General features: G+C 72.3%; 20 protein-coding genes and 1 tRNA gene. 8 read left to right on the top strand and 13 right to left on the bottom strand.

The window, feature by feature from the left end; all coding sequences use genetic code 11:
• A partial coding sequence (locus Ae505Ps2_RS33215) for a transposase family protein (RefSeq protein ID WP_249265236.1) occupies window positions 1-269 on the top strand: 269 nt, incomplete at its 5' end.
• An 85-nt stretch (window positions 270-354) separates the two neighbouring features.
• Here Ae505Ps2_RS33215 and Ae505Ps2_RS08075 read toward each other — a convergent pair.
• From Ae505Ps2_RS08075 to Ae505Ps2_RS08050, 6 genes are all read right to left on the bottom strand, one after another.
• A complete protein-coding gene (locus Ae505Ps2_RS08075) occupies window positions 355-1,332 on the bottom strand; it encodes a type IV toxin-antitoxin system AbiEi family antitoxin domain-containing protein (protein WP_020627922.1) in 978 nt (325 codons plus the stop codon).
• A gap of 184 nt (window positions 1,333-1,516) precedes the next feature.
• A complete protein-coding gene (locus Ae505Ps2_RS08070) occupies window positions 1,517-2,422 on the bottom strand; it encodes a glycosyltransferase family 2 protein (protein ID WP_075309116.1) in 906 nt (301 codons plus the stop codon).
• Window positions 2,419-3,171, bottom strand: a complete 753-nt coding sequence (locus Ae505Ps2_RS08065) for an ABC transporter ATP-binding protein (RefSeq protein ID WP_020627924.1) — start codon at window positions 3,169-3,171, stop codon at window positions 2,419-2,421. The genes Ae505Ps2_RS08070 and Ae505Ps2_RS08065 overlap by 4 nt, the downstream gene beginning before the upstream one ends.
• A 6-nt stretch (window positions 3,172-3,177) precedes the next feature.
• A complete protein-coding gene (locus Ae505Ps2_RS08060; protein ID WP_226352697.1) occupies window positions 3,178-4,041 on the bottom strand; it encodes an ABC transporter permease in 864 nt (287 codons plus the stop codon).
• Window positions 4,042-4,134: 93 nt separating this feature from the next.
• Window positions 4,135-4,692 carry a bacterial proteasome activator family protein gene (locus tag Ae505Ps2_RS08055; RefSeq protein WP_051050488.1) on the bottom strand — a complete coding sequence of 186 codons (558 nt, stop codon included), beginning with the start codon at window positions 4,690-4,692 and terminating at the stop codon, window positions 4,135-4,137.
• A gap of 15 nt (window positions 4,693-4,707) precedes the next feature.
• Window positions 4,708-5,694, bottom strand: a complete 987-nt coding sequence (locus Ae505Ps2_RS08050) for an NAD(P)H-quinone oxidoreductase (RefSeq protein WP_075309115.1) — start codon at window positions 5,692-5,694, stop codon at window positions 4,708-4,710.
• Between the two features lie 54 nt (window positions 5,695-5,748).
• Between Ae505Ps2_RS08050 and Ae505Ps2_RS08045 the strand changes: the two genes are divergently transcribed.
• On the top strand, window positions 5,749-6,435 hold the full coding sequence (locus Ae505Ps2_RS08045; protein WP_075312553.1) for a GNAT family protein: 687 nt from the start codon (window positions 5,749-5,751) through the stop codon (window positions 6,433-6,435).
• Between the two features lie 10 nt (window positions 6,436-6,445).
• Here Ae505Ps2_RS08045 and Ae505Ps2_RS08040 read toward each other — a convergent pair whose 3' ends face one another.
• Both Ae505Ps2_RS08040 and Ae505Ps2_RS08035 read right to left on the bottom strand, forming a co-directional pair.
• The gene (locus Ae505Ps2_RS08040; protein WP_075309112.1) at window positions 6,446-7,063 is read right to left on the bottom strand and encodes a VC0807 family protein; all 618 of its coding nucleotides are present in this window, start codon (window positions 7,061-7,063) and stop codon (window positions 6,446-6,448) included.
• On the bottom strand, window positions 7,060-7,914 hold the full coding sequence (locus tag Ae505Ps2_RS08035) for an alpha/beta hydrolase (protein ID WP_075309110.1): 855 nt from the start codon (window positions 7,912-7,914) through the stop codon (window positions 7,060-7,062). Before Ae505Ps2_RS08035 ends, Ae505Ps2_RS08040 begins: the two co-directional genes overlap by 4 nt.
• Before the next feature lie 83 nt (window positions 7,915-7,997).
• Between Ae505Ps2_RS08035 and Ae505Ps2_RS08030 the strand changes: the two genes are divergently transcribed.
• A complete protein-coding gene (locus Ae505Ps2_RS08030; protein WP_075312551.1) occupies window positions 7,998-8,588 on the top strand; it encodes a TetR/AcrR family transcriptional regulator in 591 nt (196 codons plus the stop codon).
• Here Ae505Ps2_RS08030 and Ae505Ps2_RS08025 read toward each other — a convergent pair.
• Window positions 8,585-9,520 carry a neutral zinc metallopeptidase gene (locus Ae505Ps2_RS08025; protein ID WP_020627932.1) on the bottom strand — a complete coding sequence of 312 codons (936 nt, stop codon included), beginning with the start codon at window positions 9,518-9,520 and terminating at the stop codon, window positions 8,585-8,587. The genes Ae505Ps2_RS08030 and Ae505Ps2_RS08025 overlap by 4 nt on opposite strands.
• A gap of 80 nt (window positions 9,521-9,600) precedes the next feature.
• A complete protein-coding gene (locus Ae505Ps2_RS08020) occupies window positions 9,601-10,470 on the bottom strand; it encodes an AraC family transcriptional regulator (RefSeq protein ID WP_249265235.1) in 870 nt (289 codons plus the stop codon).
• An 80-nt stretch (window positions 10,471-10,550) separates the two neighbouring features.
• On the opposite strand from Ae505Ps2_RS08020, the gene Ae505Ps2_RS08015 reads away from it, so the two are divergent.
• From Ae505Ps2_RS08015 to Ae505Ps2_RS07995, 5 genes are all read left to right on the top strand, one after another.
• Entirely contained in the window at window positions 10,551-11,246 is a 696-nt protein-coding gene (locus Ae505Ps2_RS08015; RefSeq protein ID WP_075309106.1) for a class I SAM-dependent methyltransferase, read from the top strand.
• 23 nt (window positions 11,247-11,269) lie between these two features.
• Window positions 11,270-11,355 (top strand) — tRNA-Ser (locus tag Ae505Ps2_RS08010).
• A gap of 143 nt (window positions 11,356-11,498) precedes the next feature.
• The gene (locus tag Ae505Ps2_RS08005; protein ID WP_075309084.1) at window positions 11,499-12,395 is read left to right on the top strand and encodes an alpha/beta hydrolase; all 897 of its coding nucleotides are present in this window, start codon (window positions 11,499-11,501) and stop codon (window positions 12,393-12,395) included.
• Between the two features lie 107 nt (window positions 12,396-12,502).
• A complete protein-coding gene (locus Ae505Ps2_RS08000; RefSeq protein WP_075309082.1) occupies window positions 12,503-12,883 on the top strand; it encodes a hypothetical protein in 381 nt (126 codons plus the stop codon).
• A 149-nt stretch (window positions 12,884-13,032) separates the two neighbouring features.
• A complete protein-coding gene (locus tag Ae505Ps2_RS07995; protein WP_249265234.1) occupies window positions 13,033-13,317 on the top strand; it encodes a MarR family winged helix-turn-helix transcriptional regulator in 285 nt (94 codons plus the stop codon).
• A 49-nt stretch (window positions 13,318-13,366) separates the two neighbouring features.
• On the opposite strand, the gene Ae505Ps2_RS07990 is transcribed toward Ae505Ps2_RS07995, so the two are convergent.
• The 3 genes from Ae505Ps2_RS07990 to Ae505Ps2_RS07980 are packed head-to-tail and all read right to left on the bottom strand — an operon-like array spanning window position 13,367 to window position 16,693.
• Window positions 13,367-14,314 (bottom strand): ornithine cyclodeaminase family protein, encoded by a 948-nt coding sequence (locus Ae505Ps2_RS07990; RefSeq protein WP_212567617.1) that lies wholly within the window; start codon window positions 14,312-14,314, stop codon window positions 13,367-13,369.
• 11 nt (window positions 14,315-14,325) lie between these two features.
• Window positions 14,326-15,225, bottom strand: a complete 900-nt coding sequence (locus Ae505Ps2_RS07985; RefSeq protein WP_075334064.1) for an ABC transporter substrate-binding protein — start codon at window positions 15,223-15,225, stop codon at window positions 14,326-14,328.
• Window positions 15,226-15,253: 28 nt separating this feature from the next.
• A complete protein-coding gene (locus Ae505Ps2_RS07980) occupies window positions 15,254-16,693 on the bottom strand; it encodes an MFS transporter (RefSeq protein ID WP_212567616.1) in 1,440 nt (479 codons plus the stop codon).
• Window positions 16,694-16,720 lie beyond the last annotated feature (27 nt).

Raw genomic sequence — 16,720 nt, 5'->3', positions numbered from 1 at the left:
ACGCCGCGCTGGGCGACCTCGGCTACGAAGGCGAAGCCGACCGGCTCACCGTGCCCATCAAACTCGCCCCCGGCCGCGGGCAGACGGTCAACCAGCGCACCGTCAACACCCTGCACTCAGCCCTTCGTGCTCTGGCCGAACGCGGAAACGCCCTGCTCAAGACCACCTTCGCCGCGTTGCGGCGAGTCACGCTATGTCCCTGGCGCACCGGCGCGATCACCGCAGCTGCGCTCGTACTACTCCACACCGAGTACGACCGCACGACATGATCAACCCGCTACTGAGAACACCTCACTGACCCGCTCTCGCACCCCGGCTGCGGTCACCGCACCCTCCGCGGAGGGTGCGACGACGTCACGCGGGGTGCGGCAACACGGTGAGGAGTCGCCGCAGGCGGGGCACCATGCCGTTCGGGCCCCGGCCGTCGATGTCGTACCAGGTCCAGCGCACCACGGTGAGCCCGATGGCCCGGATCCGGTCCTCCCGTTGCTTCTCCCGCCACAGGACGTCCTCGAGATCCTCGTCGGGGTGCAGCGTGCGCCCGTACTTCATCCGTCCGTCGAACTCCCCGACGACCCCGTGCTCGGGCCATGCGAAGTCGGTCCGGTAGCCGAGCCCCGGGACCTCCCACTGTGTCACCGGTGCGGGTATGCCGGCGGCGTGCAGGTGGAAGCGGCTGCGGGACTCGCCCGGACTCTCCGTCAGCGCGTCGGCGAGGGCCAGGGTGCGTCGCGCACGCGGCATTCCCCGTCGCCCGGCGAACCGGTTGAGGACGTCGTCGAGCTGCGCGCCATCGACGGCACCGGGCGGTGGTGGCAGGGCCGGGTCGCGGCGGACGTGCCGGTGGAGCGCGGCGTCGAGCGTGATCAGCGCCTGCTCGGTGCCCAGCGTGCGGGCGAGGTCGACCGTGGTCCGGGCGGCGGAGGTGACCCGCAACCCGTCCAGCTCCACGACGTCCTGGTCGGGCAGGGGTACGGAGTGCACGTGCGTACCCGGTCGGATACGGCCACCGCCGGGGCGGTCGCGGAAGACGTGCAGTCGACCCAGCGGTACCCGCCACAGCGGCAGGCCGAGCAACACGGCTGCCGTCACACCGCCGTAGACCGCATCGTCGGCCAGCTCCGGGGCGGCGGCCTGCGCCCTGGCCCGGTGGAGCTCGGCACTGGTCGGCTCCGTCTCACCGGGAAGCCTGTAGACACCGGGCCGGATACCGAGCAGCCGACCGCCGCGCACGAGCCGGTCGATCTCGTCCCGCTCGAACCCGGCTGTCAGGAGGGTGTTGCGCCGCAGCAGGCCACCGGGACCGAGCGGCACCGAGTCGAGGGGGTCCATGCCCCCACCCAAGTCGACCCGGCGCGGGACGACGCTCCAACCCACCACCCTGTGGACAACTCTCGTTGTTGTGGACAACTCACATCTGCTGAGCTCTCGCACCCCTGCGGGGGTCGTCGCACCTGCCGTAGAGGGTGCGAGGACCTCACGAGGGGTGCGGGAGGTGATCCGGAGGGGTGTCCGATCAGGGGGCGCGGTGGAACTGTTCCCGGCGACCCTGGCGGAGCAGGGTGAGCCAGTCGCGGAAGGCGCCCGGGTCGCGCTTGGTCACCAGGAAGTACCAGGCGAACCTCGGGAGCTCCAGGAGGCCGATCCTGCGCATCCCCGGCTGGGACATCAGGTAGCCGCGGTTGCGGTAGGTGTAGTAGCGCTTGACCTCGTCGCCCGGGTCCTGGGCGTGCAGCCGCCCGCCGAGCATCGGCTTGAACTCGTCGGAGCCGTAGGGGTGCAGGTAGGTGGCCTGCAACGCGGTGCCGAACGGCAGCCCGGACCGGACCATCCGCCGGTGCATCTCCACCTCGTCGCCGCGGACGAACAGGCGCAGGTCCGGGACCCCGACGACCTCGAGGGTGGAGGCCCGGAACAGGGCGCCGTTGAAGAAGCTGGCGATGCCGGGCAGCAGGTCGTCGGGGCCCAGCGCCGAGCGGGACCGGTGCCAGGTGACGCCGCGGCGCAGCGGGAAGGCGAGGCGGTCCGGGTCGGCCTTGTCGGCGACCACCGGGGACACCGCGGCGAGCTGGTGCCGCTGCGCGACCTCGAGCAGCGTGGCGAGCGTGGACTCGTCGGCGGCGTGGCCGTCGTCGTCGGCCAGGAAGATCCACTCGGCGCCCATCGCGAGGGCGTGCAGCATTCCCAGGGCGAAGCCGCCGGCACCGCCGAGGTTGGACCACGACGGCAGCCAGGTCGTCGGCAGCGGGCACGCCTCGACGGCGTCGCGGGCGGGCCGGTCCGGCCCGTTGTCGACGACGATCAGGTGGGCCAGCGGGTGGGTCTGCTTCGCCATCGCCGCGAGCGAGTCGACGAGCAGCTCGGCGCGGTGCCGCGTCACGATGACGCCGACGACCGAGCCGGGCGGGAGTGGTCCGGTCACGACGGGGTCCGCCCCTTGTAGTGGTCGAGGACCTCGTGCAGCGGGCCGTACTCCTTGATCGTCCCGTGCTCCATCCACAGCGCGGTGTCGCACAGGTCGGCGAGGAACTCGTCGGAGTGCGAGGCGAAGACCAGGATCCCGGAGCGGTCGACGAGCTCGTGCAGCCGGTCGCGGGCCTTGTTCAGGAACTCCGCGTCGACGGCGCCGATGCCCTCGTCGAGCAGCAGGATCTCGGGGTCGATCGAGGTGACGACACCGAGCGCGAGCCGCACCCGCATGCCCGTCGAGTACGCCCGCAGTGGCATCTCCAGGTAGTCGCCGAGCTCGGTGAAGGCGGCGATGTCGTCGATCCGCGCCTCCATCTGCTTGCGCGTCATGCCCAGGAACAGGCCGCGGATCAGGATGTTCTCGTAGCCGGAGATCTCCGGGTCCATCCCGACGGCGAGGTCGAACACGGGCGCGACCTTGCCGCGGACCATCGAGCGGCCACGGGTGGGCTCGTAGATGCCGGCCATCAGTCGCAGCAGCGTGGACTTGCCGGCGCCGTTGTGCCCGACGAGTGCGACGCGCGCGCCCTTGTCCAGGCTGACGGTGATGTCGCGCAGCGCCTCGATGATCGGCACCTTGGCGTCGGTGCCGATCCGGCCGCCCGCCCTGCCGAGGACGGCCTTCTTCAGCGAGCGCGTCTTGGCGTCGAAGATCGGGAAGTCGACGGCGGCGCGGTCGATCCGGATGCGGGGTTCAGTCACAGCGGCTCACACCCAGTACGCGACGCGGGAGCGGTAGTTGCGCAGGCAGATCAGCGCCGCGGCCCAGCCGACCAGCGTGATCACGCCGGTGACCAGCCAGTACCGGCCGACGATCTCCTGGCCGAGCAGCGGCTGACGCACGATCTCGACGAAGTGGAAGACCGGGTTCAGCTCGACCAGCTGCGCGCGCTCGCGGGCCACGTCGTTCTTGCTGAGCGTGTCGACCGACCAGACGATCGGGGTCAGGTAGAAGATCAGCTGGGTCACGCTGGCGATGATCGGCGGGATGTCCCGGAAGCGGGTCGCGAGGATCCCGGACAGGATCGCGACCCACGCGCCGTTGACCGCCAGCAGCGCGAAGGCCGGGACGGCCAGCAGCGTCGACAGCCCCAGCGGATGCGGGAACACGATCATCAGCACGACCCAGACGACCAGGTTGTGCAGGAAGAACAGCGTCTGCCGCCACACGAGCCGGTAGATGTGCAGGCTCAGCGGGGCGGGCAGGAACTTGATCAGGCCCTCGTTGGCGATGAAGACCTCGCTGCCCTCGAGGATGCAGCCGGACACGAAGTTCCAGATCAGCAGCCCGACGGCGACGTGCGGCAGGAACGTCGCCAGCGACATCCCGAACAGCGCCGAGTAGAGGATGCCCAGGCCGAGGGCGATGACGCCCATGCTGATCGAGATCCACAGCGGCCCCAGGACGGAGCGGCGGTAGCGCTGCTTGATGTCCTGCCAGCCGAGGTAGCCCCACAACGGCCGTTGCCGCCAGCCCTGGGCGAGGTCCGCGAACGCCCGGCGCCAGCTGCGCGGGCTCGACACCTCGGACGGGTCGACGACGTCGCCCGGCTCGTTGTCGGTCACGGTCACGGGCACCCGGTGAGGGTACTCAGACGCCGTCCGCGGGCCCGGCAGGGGAGCCCCCCGCCGGGACACCGCGAAACCGCAGGTCGTCGGCGTGGGTCAGAGGTACTGCCCGGTCCCGCGACCCATGCCCTCCGGTACGCCGCCCTGCTCGGGGGCCCCGCCGCCCATCCCCGGCGGCAGCCCGCGGCGCATCTGCTCCAACTGGGCGCGGGCGGCCATCTGCTGGGCGAACAGCGCGGTCTGGATGCCGTGGAACAGGCCCTCCAGCCAGCCGACCAGCTGGGCCTGGGCGATCCGCAGCTCGCCCTCCGACGGGGTCGTGTCCGCCGTGAACGGCAGGCTGAGCCGGTGCAGCTCCTCGCGCAGCTCCGGCGCGAGACCCTCCTCGAGCTCCTTGACGGAGTTCTCGTGGATCTCCTTGAGCCGCTCGCGGGACGCCTCGTCCAGCGGTGCCGCCTTCACCTCCTCCAGCAGCTGCTTGATCATCGTGCCGATCCGCATGACCTTCGCGGGCTGCTCGACCAGGCCGGCCGGACTCTGCGTGGACCCGTCGTCGTCCTGCGGGACCGACGCCATGCCCACCGGCCGCCCGTCGGCGCCGACCACCACGACCCGGTCTCCGGACGTCTCCTGCTCGTCGCTCATGTGCCCCATTCTGGACCCGCCCGCTCAGGAGTTCACGAGGAGGAGCTTGCCGGTGACCCCGCCGGCGGCGAGCCTGCGGTGGGCGTCGGCGGCGTCGGACATCGCGAAGCGCTCGAAGACGACCGGCTTCACCCGGCCGTCGGCGAACAGCGGCCACACGTTCTCCCGGACCCCGTCGACGATCTCGGCCTTCGAGTGCGGCCCCTCGACCGGGCGGCCGCGCAAGCCCATCGCCGAGACGTGGCCGCGCTTGGCCAGCAGGGCGCCGATGTTGAGCTCGGCCTTCACCCCGCCCTGCATCCCGATGATCATCAGGCGCCCGTCGCGGGCCAGCGCCGAGAGGTTGTTCGCCAGGCCCTTGGCACCCATGTTGTCGAGGATGACGTCGGCGCCGTGGCCGTCGGTGGCCTTCTTCAGCTCCTCGGCGATGTCGTCGTGGTAGTCGATGACGATGTCGGCGCCCAGGTCACGGCAGAACTGCATCCGGTCGGCGTGGCCCGCGGTGGCCGCGACGCGTGCGCCGAACGCCTTCGCGACCTGGATCGCGTGCGTGCCGATGCCCGACGAGCCGCCCTGGACCAGGAACGTCTCGCCCTCGGCGAGCCGGCCCTCCAGGAACACGTTCGACCAGACGGTGCAGGCGACCTCGGGCAGGCCGCCCGCCTCCTCCAGCGACACGCCCCCGGGGACGGGCAGCAGCTGCGGGGCCGGGACGGCGACCTTCGTCGCGTAGCCGCCGCCGGCGAGCAGGGCGCAGACCTCGTCGCCGACCGACCAGCCGGTCACGCCCTCGCCGAGCGCGGCGATCCGGCCCGCGCACTCCAGCCCGAGGATCTCCGACGCGCCGGGCGGGACCGGGTAGTTCCCCTGGACCTGCAGGAGGTCGGCCCGGTTGACGGCCGAGGAGACGACGTCGAGCACGACCTCGCCCGGCCCGGGCTCGGGGTCGGGCACCTCGGCCCACGTCATCTGCTCGGGTCCGCCGTACTCGGTCAAGGTGATCGCCCACATGGGAGCCGACCGTATTCCGTGGCGCGCATCCCGGCGATCCGGCACGGTCGACCGATGGACGTGCTCCCCGCGCCGATCGACCCGGTGCCCGACCCGTGGCCGCTGGCCGGGCTGACCCTGCGGACCCCGCGCCTGGAGCTGCGCATCGAGGACGACGCGTCGCTCCGCGAGCTGGTGGAGGCCGTGCACGGCAGCGGGATCCACCCGTCGTCGGAGCTGCCGTTCCGCACGCCGTGGACCCGGGCGGACCCGCGGTACCTCGGGCGTGGCATGGCGCAGTACTACTGGGGGAACCGGGCGAGGGCGTCACCGGAGTGGTGGACGCTGACGTTCGTCGTGCGGGCGCAGGGCCGGGTCGTCGGCATGCAGGACGTGGTGGGGGACCGGTTCGGCGTGCGGCGCGAGGTCTCGACCGGCTCGTACCTGGTGCGCCACGCCCAGGGCCGCGGCCACGGCACCGAGATGCGGGCCGCGGTACTGGCGTTCGCCTTCGACCACCTCGGCGCGCTGGTGGCGCGCTCGGAGTACCTGGCGGGGAACGCGCGGTCCGCGGCGGTGTCGGCCCGGCTCGGCTATCGCGACGACGGCACCGCCACGATCGTCCACGACGACGAGCGCGTCACCGAGTACCGGGTGCGCCTCGACCGGGAGGCGTTCGCGCGGCCCGGGTGGGAGCTCGTCGTCGAGGGCTACACCGCGGACCTGGCGGAGTTCCTCGCCGCGGCGCCGCCGGTCGGCTGACGAGCCGCGGTCAGCTGAAGATCAGCGCGCGGTGCCGGGGCAGTCGCAGCCACACCTGCCCGGCGACGAGCAGCACCGCCAGCACGGCGAACCACTGCACGCCCTGCACCGCGGGCACCACGTCGACCGGCAGCGTGTAGGCGAACGTCACCCGCAGGGCGGCGTCGAGGAACAGGCCCGCCGCCCAGCCCGCCGTCAGCCACCGCCAGATCGAGCGGAACCGGGCGGAGGAGGCCCAGCGACGGTCCCACTCGTCGGGGCTGTGGCCGGACTCGGCGAGGGTGAGCCTGCCGATCACGAACATCACCGGGCGCGACGAGAAGACGCTCGCGAGCAGTACGACGCCCAGCGCCGCGGTGACCACGGCCTCGCGGGCGAGCAGGACGCGGTCGTCGCCGCCGAGCAGCGCGGTCGCCGCGCTCGCCACGCACAGGACGAGCACGAGCACCGCGAACCACTCGACGCGCCGGTGCCGCAGGAGCACCCACAGCGCCCGCGCCGCCGGGACCGCGGCCCCGGCGAGCAGCGCCGGCCCGGCTGCGACGCCGACCGCCCGCAGGACGTAGAACAGCACCAGTGGCGCGGCGATGTCGCCGAGCACGGTGGCCGCGAGCTCCCGGCGCTTCACGACGCCGTCACCAGCGACGACAGCCGCTCGGCGACCCGCTCCGGGAACTCCCCGGGCAGCGCGTGCGTGGCGTCCGGCCACACCTCGACGGTGCCGCGTGGCAGCAGCGCGGCCCGGTCCCGCGCCCGGCCGGCGTCGAGCATTGTGCTGCGCCCGCCGAGCAGCACCAGGGTGCGGACGCCGACCGCGGCCACGTCGCGGGCCGTGGGCAGCGGTGGCAGCGGGATCGCGGAGGCGTAGCCGGACAGGCCCGCCTCGATGAGCCGGGCGACCGGGTCGTCGGCGACGTCGGCGCCGCCTCCCAGGCGGGTGACGAACCGCCGGCGCAGCCACGACGGGGCGCCGGGCTGCGCGCCGATCGAGGCGGCCACCGTGCCGGCCGGGACGCCCGTGAAGGTGCGGGCCGGGTCGAGCAGGCCGAGCGTCCGGATCCCGGCCGGGGCGCGGCGGGCGACCTCGAACGCCAGGCGCCCGCCCATCGAGGTCCCGACGAGGTGGCACGGCCCGAGCGTGTCGAGGACGTCGCGGAGCCAGCGGACCTGGTCGGCGACCGACCGGAGCGGCACGTCCTGGGTGCTCGCGCCGGGACCGCCGAGCGGGTCGACGAGGTGCACGGTCGCCCGGCGCCGCAGCGTGGGCACGTTCGGCGCCCAGCTCACCCCCGGCGACCCCGCCCCGGGCAGCAGGACGAACGGGTCCCCGGGAGGTCCGTCGCAGGTCAGAACGCGGACGACGCCGTGCGTGGTGGGGATGTCGCGGCTGCTCGTCGGCCCCAGTCCGGCGGCCACGTCGTCGTACAGCGCGCGGAACCGGTCCCGGGCCGCGGTGCTGGTGAAGTGTCCGGTGCGCATCGTCCCCCCCGTTTCACGATACGATCGGACTGTAAAATCGGGCGGAGCTTTTCGCAAGCCGATCGGATCGGAACGAGGTGGAGATGCCGAAGGTGGTCGACCACGGGCAGCGCCGCGGGGAGATCGCGGAGGCGCTCTGGCGGATCGCTGCGGCCGAGGGGCTGGAGGCGGTCAGCCTGGCCCGGGTGGCGCAGGAGGCAGGGGTCTCGAAGGGGCGGGTCCAGCACTACTTCGCCTCGCGTGACGAGCTGCTGGACTTCGCCGCCCAGCACCTGCGGCTGCGGGTCGACGAGCGGGTGCGCGCGCGGATGGCGGCGGCCGCGCCGTCGTCGCCGTTGGGGGAGGTCCGCGCCCTGCTGGTCGCACTGCTTCCGCTCGACGACGACGCCCGCACCGACGCCCGCGTCGGCTCCGCCTTCCTCATCCGTGCACTCGGCGACGACCGGCTGCGCGAGACCTACCGGACGGGCGACCGCCTGATCCGTGCGGCCGTCGCCGACCGGCTCGCCGCGGCCCGCGACGCCGGCGAGCTCGCCGCGCTCGACCCGGACCGGGAGGCGACCGTGCTCCTCGCGCTGGCCGGTGGCCTCGCGGAGTCCGTCCTGCTCGGCGACGCCGACGAGGCCGGCGCGCTCGCCGTGCTGGACCACCAGCTCGGGCGGCTACGGCCCTAGTCGAGGCTGCGTGCGGCGAAGGTGTCGCAGGAGTCGGGGTTGCCGCTCTGCAGGCCGGTGGTGAACCACTTCTCGCGCTGCGCGGAGCTGCCGTGCGAGAACTGCGACTCGTCGACCCGGCCGCCACCGAGGTTGGACTGGATGTAGTCGTCGCCGATCCGGGACGCGGTGTCGAGGGCGGCGTCGATGTCGGACTGGTCCAGCTGGGTGATCAGGGGCTTCCCGGACGGGCCGGGCGTCGTCGTCGCGTGGTTGGCCCAGATGCCCGCGTAGCAGTCGGCCTGCAGCTCCAGGCGCACCGAGCCGGAGGTCGGGCCGGTGTCGTTGCCCGCGCGGCGGTTGGTGCCGGTGAGGTTCTGGATGTGGTGGCCGTACTCGTGGGCGATGACGTACGCCTGCGAGAACGGTCCGCCCTTCGCGCCGAAGCGGGTCTGCAGCTCCTGGAAGAAGGTGAGGTCGATGTAGATCTCGGAGTCGGCGGGGCAGTAGAACGGCCCGCTGTCCGACGTCGCCGACCCGCAGCCGTTGGTGCTGACCCCGCCGGAGAAGAAGTTCGTGCGCGGCGGGGTGAAACCGGAGGAGAACTGGGTGGCCCAGTAGTCGTCGAGGGAGTTGACGACGGCGACGACACGGCAGTCCGTCGAGGTGTTCGCCGACTCGCCGGTGGCGCAGTTCTGCTGCAGCGACGAGTTGTCCGCCGTCTGGCCGGCGCCGACCTGGTCGAGCCCTGGGTAGCCGCCGCCCGCGCCCATCCCGGACATGTCGACGCCCGCGAAGTTCGACAGCAGCAGGTACAGGATGACGCCGACGAGGCCCAGGCCGCCGCCCGCGCCTGCCACCCGGCCGCCGACCCCGCCGCCCCGGCCACCGCCGGAGCCTCGCAGGTCGTCCACGCCGGACGTGTCGAGCTGGGCGTTCTCGTCGAACCGCACGTCGTCCTCCCGAGATGAGACCGGGGGAATCCCACCACACCGCGTCGGACCGCACCGGCGCGGACGTCCCCCGCCACCCGTCAGGGTGTCCCGGGTCCGGCCCGCCACGTCGCGGCCGCGACGCCGTGCGCGGCACGGAAGCGGCGGGCGAAGTAGCCGGGGTCGGGGTAGCCGACCCGGGCACCCACATCGGCGACCGGGAGGTCGGTGGAGGCGAGGAGCCGCCGTGCCTCCCGCATACGGCGCTCGGTGATCCACTGCTGCACGGTCCGCCCGGTCCTGCGCCCGACGACGGTGGTCAGGTGCCCGGGGGTCAGTCCGACGGCGGCGGCGACCTCGCGCAGCGACAGCTGCTGGGCGAACCGCTCCTCGACGACGGCGAACACCGCCGCGAGCAGCGGGTCGCCGGACTCGGCGGGCACGTCGTCGACGAGCCGACCCAGGGCCACCAGCAGCAGGGTGAGGTGCGCGCGAGCAGCCTCGGCGTGACCGTCGCGGCGGCGGGTCAGCTCGTCGTCGAGGTCGGCGAAGCGGGCCCGCCAGGTCGCCCGATCCTCGGGCGGGACCCGGATCCGCTGCCCGCCACCGCGGTGGCGTCCGACGAACGGCGCGAGCAGCGGATGGTCCTGCCAGGACGCGGGCGCGACCGCCTCGGCCGGGAAGATCACCGACCACAGCTCGCCGGGCGGTTCCGCGCTCTCCCGGGCGTGGTCGACCACCGCGCCGGGGGCGATCACGAACGCGTCGCCCTCGCCGAGCTCCCAGGCGCGCCCGTCGACCCGGTACGTGCAGGTGCCGCGGACGACGTGGACGAGCAGCAGGAAGTCGTGCGCGTGCGGCCCCCGTACCCGGGGCAGCGACGCTCCCGGCCCGTCGACGTGCTGGACCGCGATCGGCACCGGGGAGTGTGCGAAGCCGACCAGCGGAACGCCCGAACTTCGTCCCACCACGGCCACAGATAGTGCCTTGTAGGCAGCTCGCAGGCCAGTAAGGGTCGGTGACGTACACGAAGTTCGTCCGAGGGGAACCGATGACCACGCACGCCCACACACCCGCGCTCGTCAGCTCGTGGCTGCTCCCCGGCTACGACACCGCGGCCCGGCTCAGCGGCGCCGTCCCGATGTACTGGCGGCTGCTGGCGCAGGCGGGCATCGGCCCGCGGGACCGCGTGCTGGAGATCGGCTGCGGGACCGGGAACGTCCTGCTGCGCGCCACGGAGGCCGTTCCGACGGCCACGGTGCACGGCGTCGACCCCGACCCGGAGGCGATCGCGATGGCCCGCCGCAAGGCGGCAGACGCCGGTGTCGAGCTGCAGCTGCAGATCGGTGTGGCCGAGGACCTTCCTCTCGACGACGGCAGCGTCGACCGGGTCCTCTCCTCGCTGATGCTGCACCACATCGCCGCCGACGCCCGGGTCGCGGCGCTGCGGGAGGCGCACCGCGTCCTGGCGCCGGGCGGGAGCCTGCACCTGGTCGACCTCGATCACGACCCGCGCACCGCCGGACGGATGCGCGTCGTGAACAGGGTGCTGTCGCTGCTGGCACGCTTCGATCCGGCCCACCGCCGGTCCCCCCACGGCGGGCACGGCCACGGTCACGGCGGGCACGGTCACGGGGCGCAGCCGGTGCCGGAGCTGCTCGCGGCCGCCGGGTTCACCGATGCGGTGGTGGTCGGGCACGGGGCGACCAGGATGGGGCCGGTCACCTACTACCGCGCGGAGCGCTGAGTGGTCCCGTTACCCTCCCGAGCGGAAGCGTGGCAGAGCGGCCGAATGCACCCGCCTTGAAAGCGGGCGTCCGAAAGGACCGGGGGTTCGAATCCCCCCGCTTCCGCCACAGGTCAGAGGCATGATCGACGACCAAGACCGGTTCGCCCGGGCGGCGTCGCTGCCGTCCGCCTCCTGCCTCCCGCCTGCGGACCGCCGCGCGACCTGCCGCGGTACCGAGCCGCGCGGTGAAGTATCGACAACGATGAGCGGATGAGGTACGAGACGTCGGGGAGCTTCTTTCGGGGCTTCACCGACGAGCGGATTGCGGTCGGCGATGTCACCCTGAGAGTGCGCTACGGCGGAGACGGTCCTCCCGTGTTGCTGCTGCACGGCCATCCCCGTACCGCGGCGACCTGGCACCGCGTCGCCCCGCTGCTGGTCGATGCCGGATACACCGTGATCTGCCCTGACCTGCGCGGCTACGGCGCGTCGTCCAAGCCACCCACGACCCATGACCATGCCCCGTACTCCAAGCGAGCAATGGCAGCCGACATGAGCCGGCTGCTCGGCCGGCTCGGCCACGAGGACGCCGCCGTCGTCGGCCACGACCGAGGCTCGTACGTGGCGTTCCGCATGGCGATGGACACCCCACACCTCGTGTCCCGGCTCGCCGTTCTCGACAGCGTTCCGATTGGCGAGGCATTGGCCCGCTGCAACGCGCGATTCGCGGCGGAGTGGTGGCACTGGTTCTTCTTCGCTCAGCCCGAGGTCCCCGAGCGTGTGATCCTCGCTGACCCCGACGCCTGGTACCGCGGCAGCATCGACCAGATGGGCCCGGAGGCCTACGCCGAGTTCCACCGGGCCATCCACGACCCCGCGACGGTCGGCGCCATGGTGGAGGACTACCGGGCCGGGCTCGGTGTCGACCGCGCACACGACGACGCCGATCAGGCAGCGGGACGCCGACTCACCTGTCCCACGCTCGTGTTGTGGTCCAGCCGCGACGACATGGAGAAGCTCTACGGGGATCCCCTCACGGTGTGGCGAACGTGGGCGAACGATCTGTCCGGTGGCGTGATCGATTCTGGACACCACATGGCGGAAGAAGCACCGGGGCAGCTCGCCGAGGCGCTGCGCGGCTTCCTCGGGCCTCTCGTCGACGCGTGACGCGGCGAGACGACAGGCGGTCCTGACCACCACCATGACCGCAACCCACACGTGAGCTCGTCATAGCCGCCTGGCCGAATATATGCGAAACGCATAGAGTGCGGTGCGTGGAGCCAAGCCTCGAAGCAGCCGTGAACGAGTGGCATGCCAGCGTCAACGCCGGCGACCTGCAGCGATCCGCGCGAGCCGTAGGAGATCCGGTCGTCGTCATGGGCCCGAAGGGTGCGGGTCCGATCACGCCTGAGCAGTTCGCCGAGTGGGTGGGGCGGTCAGGGATCACGCTGGTCCCTCGGTCCTGGCACCCGGTCAGCGAGCGGCTGATGGTGGTCGAGGAGGACGCCACCTGGCCCGGCAGCGAGGAGGTCACGCGGGTGGCGACGGTCTTCCGCGTGTCCGACGGAAAGGTCACCGCTGCGCTCAGACTGCCGGATCTCGAGGGTGCGCTGGCGCTGGCCTGCAACGACCGCGAGATGGCAGCGACCGAGTGACGAGCCAGGGGCCGGGGCAGGTCCTGTTCCACTTCGTCCGGCACTGGGCCCGTCGGTCCTCCCCGGCCGACGCAGGTGGGGAGCAGGGACGGTTGGTGCTGGTCTGCGAAGCAGTCCATGCACTCCGTCAGCGAGGTCTTCCCGCAACCGTGAACGACGTCGCACGTGAGATCGGGCTCGACCAAAGTGGTGCATCACGGTTGATCGGGAGCGCGGCGAAGGCCGGGCACCTGACCATGGTCGTCGCGCCGGGCGACGCTCGACGACGCGAAGCATCGGTCACCTCGGCGGGGCGCTCGATGGTGGACGACGCGCATCGTTGGCAGGAGGAGATCTTCGTTCGGCTGACACCCGGATGGAGCGACACGAAGCGCCGCGAGTTCCAGCAGGCCATGGTCGACCTGATGGACAGCTCCTACGCAATGGACGCATGAGCGAGGACAGGTCCCACGGAGAGCGCTGCCAGTCGTGTCGTCCCGCGGGTCAGCGGGGAACGACCGGACGTCCCGTGGCCAGCGCGGCGTAGGCGAGATCCTGGATGGCGAGACCGACCGACTCGAACAGGGTGACGTCGTCGGGGCGACGTCGCCCGTGCGCGCCGGTGAGCACCTCGCCCAGCTCCAGACCCACGTCGTCGAGGGTGACGGCGCCCTCGTCGAGGGCCAGGAGCACCTCGCCGGACTTGCGCAGCTGCACCTCCCGGGAGTCGACCACCACCCGCGCTCGTGCCAAGGCCGCGCCGTCGATCTCGCGGTGGTCGGGGCGCGGCGGCGCTCCCACGGCGTTGACGTGCAGACCGGGACGGAACCAGGCGCCGTGCACGTGTGGCTCCCGTGCGGGGGACAGCGTGCACAACACGTCGACCTCGGAGACGACGCCGTGGACGTCCGGGGACACCGTGACCCCGAGCGGGGGGCTGCCGTCGGCCCGCTCCCGGGCCCGCAGGGTGTGCCGGAACTCCTCGATACGTCGTGCGGTCCTCGACCACACGACGACGTGGTCGATCGGCCGGACCCGGCGGATCGCCGCGACGTGCTCGACCGCCAGGGGCCCGGCGCCGACCAGTCCGAGGACGCTGCTGTCACCACGGGCCAGCGCATCGGTGGCGACAGCGCTGGCCGCCGCCGTCCGCATCCTGGTGCCCGGTCCGCCTGCGAGCACGGCCAGCCGGGTTCCCGTCGTGGCGTCGAGGAGCAGCACCGTGGACTGCTGGAGCGGCCCGTCGGCCTGCGCGTCGGTGAGGACCTTGACGACGGTGAGGCCGAGACGACGCGACGTCGCCACCATCGGCAGGAGCACCGTCGACGGGCCCGTCTCCACGACCGCGGGGACGGGCTGCTCGGCGTCGCCGAGTGTCAGGTCCACGTGCAGGGCCCGGACGGCGTCGATCAGCTCGCCCAGGTCGACCGTGCCCTCCGGGGGCGCTTCCACGGGGATCAGGGTCACCGGAAGGCCTTCATGAACGAGTCGTCGGTCAGCTCGTCGTAGCGCGGTGCCCGGGACACCATCGACGCCTCGGCGATCATCCGCATCCACCGGTCGCTGCCCGCGGGGTCGATCGCGACCGTGGACCACAGCTCGCTCGCGGTCATGGCGGCGACGGCGTCGCGCAGGATCGCGAGGTCGCGGGTGGGCCAGCGGGTGGTGAGGATCGACTCGACGACGTCGGAGGGGGTACTGGGCAGGGCGGTCATCGCGGCGTCGATGCAGGCCGTGAACCGGGTGAGCCGGTCGCGGAGCTCGTCGACGCGGTCGGTGCGGGCGTAGTAGACGCTGTTGGGCATGATCCCGCCGCCCTCGAGGTTGCGGAACACGATGGTTCCGGTGCCTGCCGCCTCGACCTCCAGCGCCGTGACGAGGTCGAGGACGATGGCGTCCCCGAGCCCCGCGTGGAAGAGCTCGACGAACATCGCCGTGGACAGGTCGCGCAGGAAGGTGATCCCGGTCGGGTCCACACCGGACTCGCGGGCCAGCCCGGCGGTGACGGCGTACGGTGCGCTCCCGCCGATACCCGGCGCGAGCACGACCTCGCCGCGCAGGTCGTCGAAGGTGAACGAGCGCGGCGTGCCGCGATGTACGACGGCTTTCGGGGCCTGGTGGTTGAGCTGGCAGACGACGGTCAGGTCGCGGGGGGTGCCCGCGTACATGCCCGGCACCCACAAGCCGCCCAGCGCGATGTCGGCGGCGCCCGACTCGAGGTCGTCCAGCACCCCGGTCCAGGGGTCGCAGGCGACCGCGGTGACCTCCAGCCCCGCATCGGCGAACACGCCGGTGGTGTCGGCGAGGTACTCCGGCAGGTAGTTGAGGCCGTTGGCCGTCGCGGAGATGGTCAGGGTGTCCATCGGGGCTCCTTCTGGTCGTGCGTCGTCGTCAGCGACGGGACGGGGTGCCGGTGTCGGCGGCGGGCGCGACGTTCTCGTTGATCTCCTCCAGCGAGCTGCCCCGGGTCTCGGGTGCGAACCGGGAGGCCGCGACGAGCAGGGCGTACATCACCGCGACCATGCCGAAGACCCCCGCCATGTCGTACCGGGCGAACAGCGCGACGGCGAGGAACGGCATGACCGCGCCCGCGATGTTGCCGATGCCGTTGACGATGGAGGTCCCGCTGCCGCGGATCGCCGTCGGATAGAGCTCGGGCGACCACACGGCGAGCGTGGTGTTGGTGATCATCGTGAAGAACTGGAACAGCGCCCCCAGGACGAGGATGAGCGGAGTGCTGTCGGCGAACACGGCGAACGCGACGGCGGTGAGGCATCCGAGGACCCCGGCGCCCCCCACGGCGACGCGACGACCGACCCGGCCGGCGAGCAGTGCGGCGGCACACGCCCCGAGCAGCGAGCCGCTGTTCATGATCATGGTGAACAGCAGGCTCTCGGAGATGGAGTAGCCGCGCTGCACGAGCAGGGTCGGCATCAGGAAGTTGAGGGTGACCTGTGCGCCGAAGGCCATCCAGGACGCCGTGCCGATCGCCGCGGTGCGGGCCCGGACGCTGCGGGCGAACACGGCGGCCGGGGACGAACGCAGCTGGCGCACGGGGATGTCATCGGTGGTGAGGGGACCGCTCGGAGTGCTCGCCGGCGGCCGCAACGACGACGAGGTCAGGATCGCCAGCGACCTGTTCGCGTCGTCGACGCGGCCCTTGGAGAGCAGGAACCGCGGGGTCTCCGGCAGCCGGCGGCGGTAGACCACGACCAGCAGCGCGGGGGCGGCGAGCAGGACGAACGTCCAGCGCCAGGCGAGTCCGTCGCCACCGAGGGCGGGCGCCAGCGGGCCGAGGAGCAGGAAGAACAGGCCGTAGGACAGGAAGTTGCCGACACCGCCGGAGCCGACGTTCAGCACCGCGACGAGGGCGCCCCGTCGCCGGGTCGCGACCATCTCCGAGAGCATCGCGATCCCGATGGTGAACTCGCCGCCGAGTCCGATGCCGACGACGAAGCGGCTGGCCAGCAGCATCTCGTAGTTCAGTGCGACGGCACTCACGAGGCCGCCGAGGCTGTAGACCAGCAGGTTGAACGACAGCGACAGCCGACGGCCGTAGCGGTCTGCGAGCCAGCCGCCGAGCAACCGGCCGACCAAGCCCCCCAGCACCGTCGCGGTGTTGACGAGTGTCAGCTGGGCGTCGGAGATCCCGAGTGCGAGCTTGAGGTTGGTCCCCATCGCGCCGACGGAGTTCTGCTCGAGCGTGTCGAAGAACATGCCGGCGAGAATGATCATGAGCACCCAGAACTGGGCGCGGGTGAAGCCCGCCCGGTCGAGCGTCGCGGCCACGGTGCCGGACAAGGACGGTGCAGGGGTCTGGAGAGGGTTCATGGGTCTGAGCTCCGCATGGACAGGTCC

The organism is Pseudonocardia sp. Ae505_Ps2 (assembly GCF_001932425.1).
In the GTDB taxonomy this organism is placed as follows: Bacteria; Actinomycetota; Actinomycetes; order Mycobacteriales; family Pseudonocardiaceae; genus Pseudonocardia.
The sequence above is the reverse complement of the archived record's forward strand: the minus strand, read 5'-3'. Positions and strand labels throughout refer to the sequence as shown.

Excerpts from the sequence above, each read along its gene's own strand:
- Ae505Ps2_RS08050 (WP_075309115.1), bottom strand. The coding sequence starts at position 5,694 with ATGTGGGCGATCACCTTGACCGAGTACGGCGGACCCGAGCAGATGACG.
- Ae505Ps2_RS08075 (WP_020627922.1), bottom strand. The coding sequence starts at position 1,332 with ATGGACCCCCTCGACTCGGTGCCGCTCGGTCCCGGTGGCCTGCTGCGG.
- Ae505Ps2_RS08035 (WP_075309110.1), bottom strand. The coding sequence starts at position 7,914 with ATGCGCACCGGACACTTCACCAGCACCGCGGCCCGGGACCGGTTCCGC.
- Ae505Ps2_RS08015 (WP_075309106.1), top strand. The coding sequence starts at position 10,551 with ATGACCACGCACGCCCACACACCCGCGCTCGTCAGCTCGTGGCTGCTC.
- Ae505Ps2_RS07980 (WP_212567616.1), bottom strand. The coding sequence starts at position 16,693 with ATGAACCCTCTCCAGACCCCTGCACCGTCCTTGTCCGGCACCGTGGCC.
- Ae505Ps2_RS08030 (WP_075312551.1), top strand. The coding sequence starts at position 7,998 with ATGCCGAAGGTGGTCGACCACGGGCAGCGCCGCGGGGAGATCGCGGAG.
- Ae505Ps2_RS08055 (WP_051050488.1), bottom strand. The coding sequence starts at position 4,692 with ATGGGGCACATGAGCGACGAGCAGGAGACGTCCGGAGACCGGGTCGTG.
- Ae505Ps2_RS08045 (WP_075312553.1), top strand. The coding sequence starts at position 5,749 with ATGGACGTGCTCCCCGCGCCGATCGACCCGGTGCCCGACCCGTGGCCG.
- Ae505Ps2_RS08005 (WP_075309084.1), top strand. The coding sequence starts at position 11,499 with ATGAGGTACGAGACGTCGGGGAGCTTCTTTCGGGGCTTCACCGACGAG.
- Ae505Ps2_RS07985 (WP_075334064.1), bottom strand. The coding sequence starts at position 15,225 with ATGGACACCCTGACCATCTCCGCGACGGCCAACGGCCTCAACTACCTG.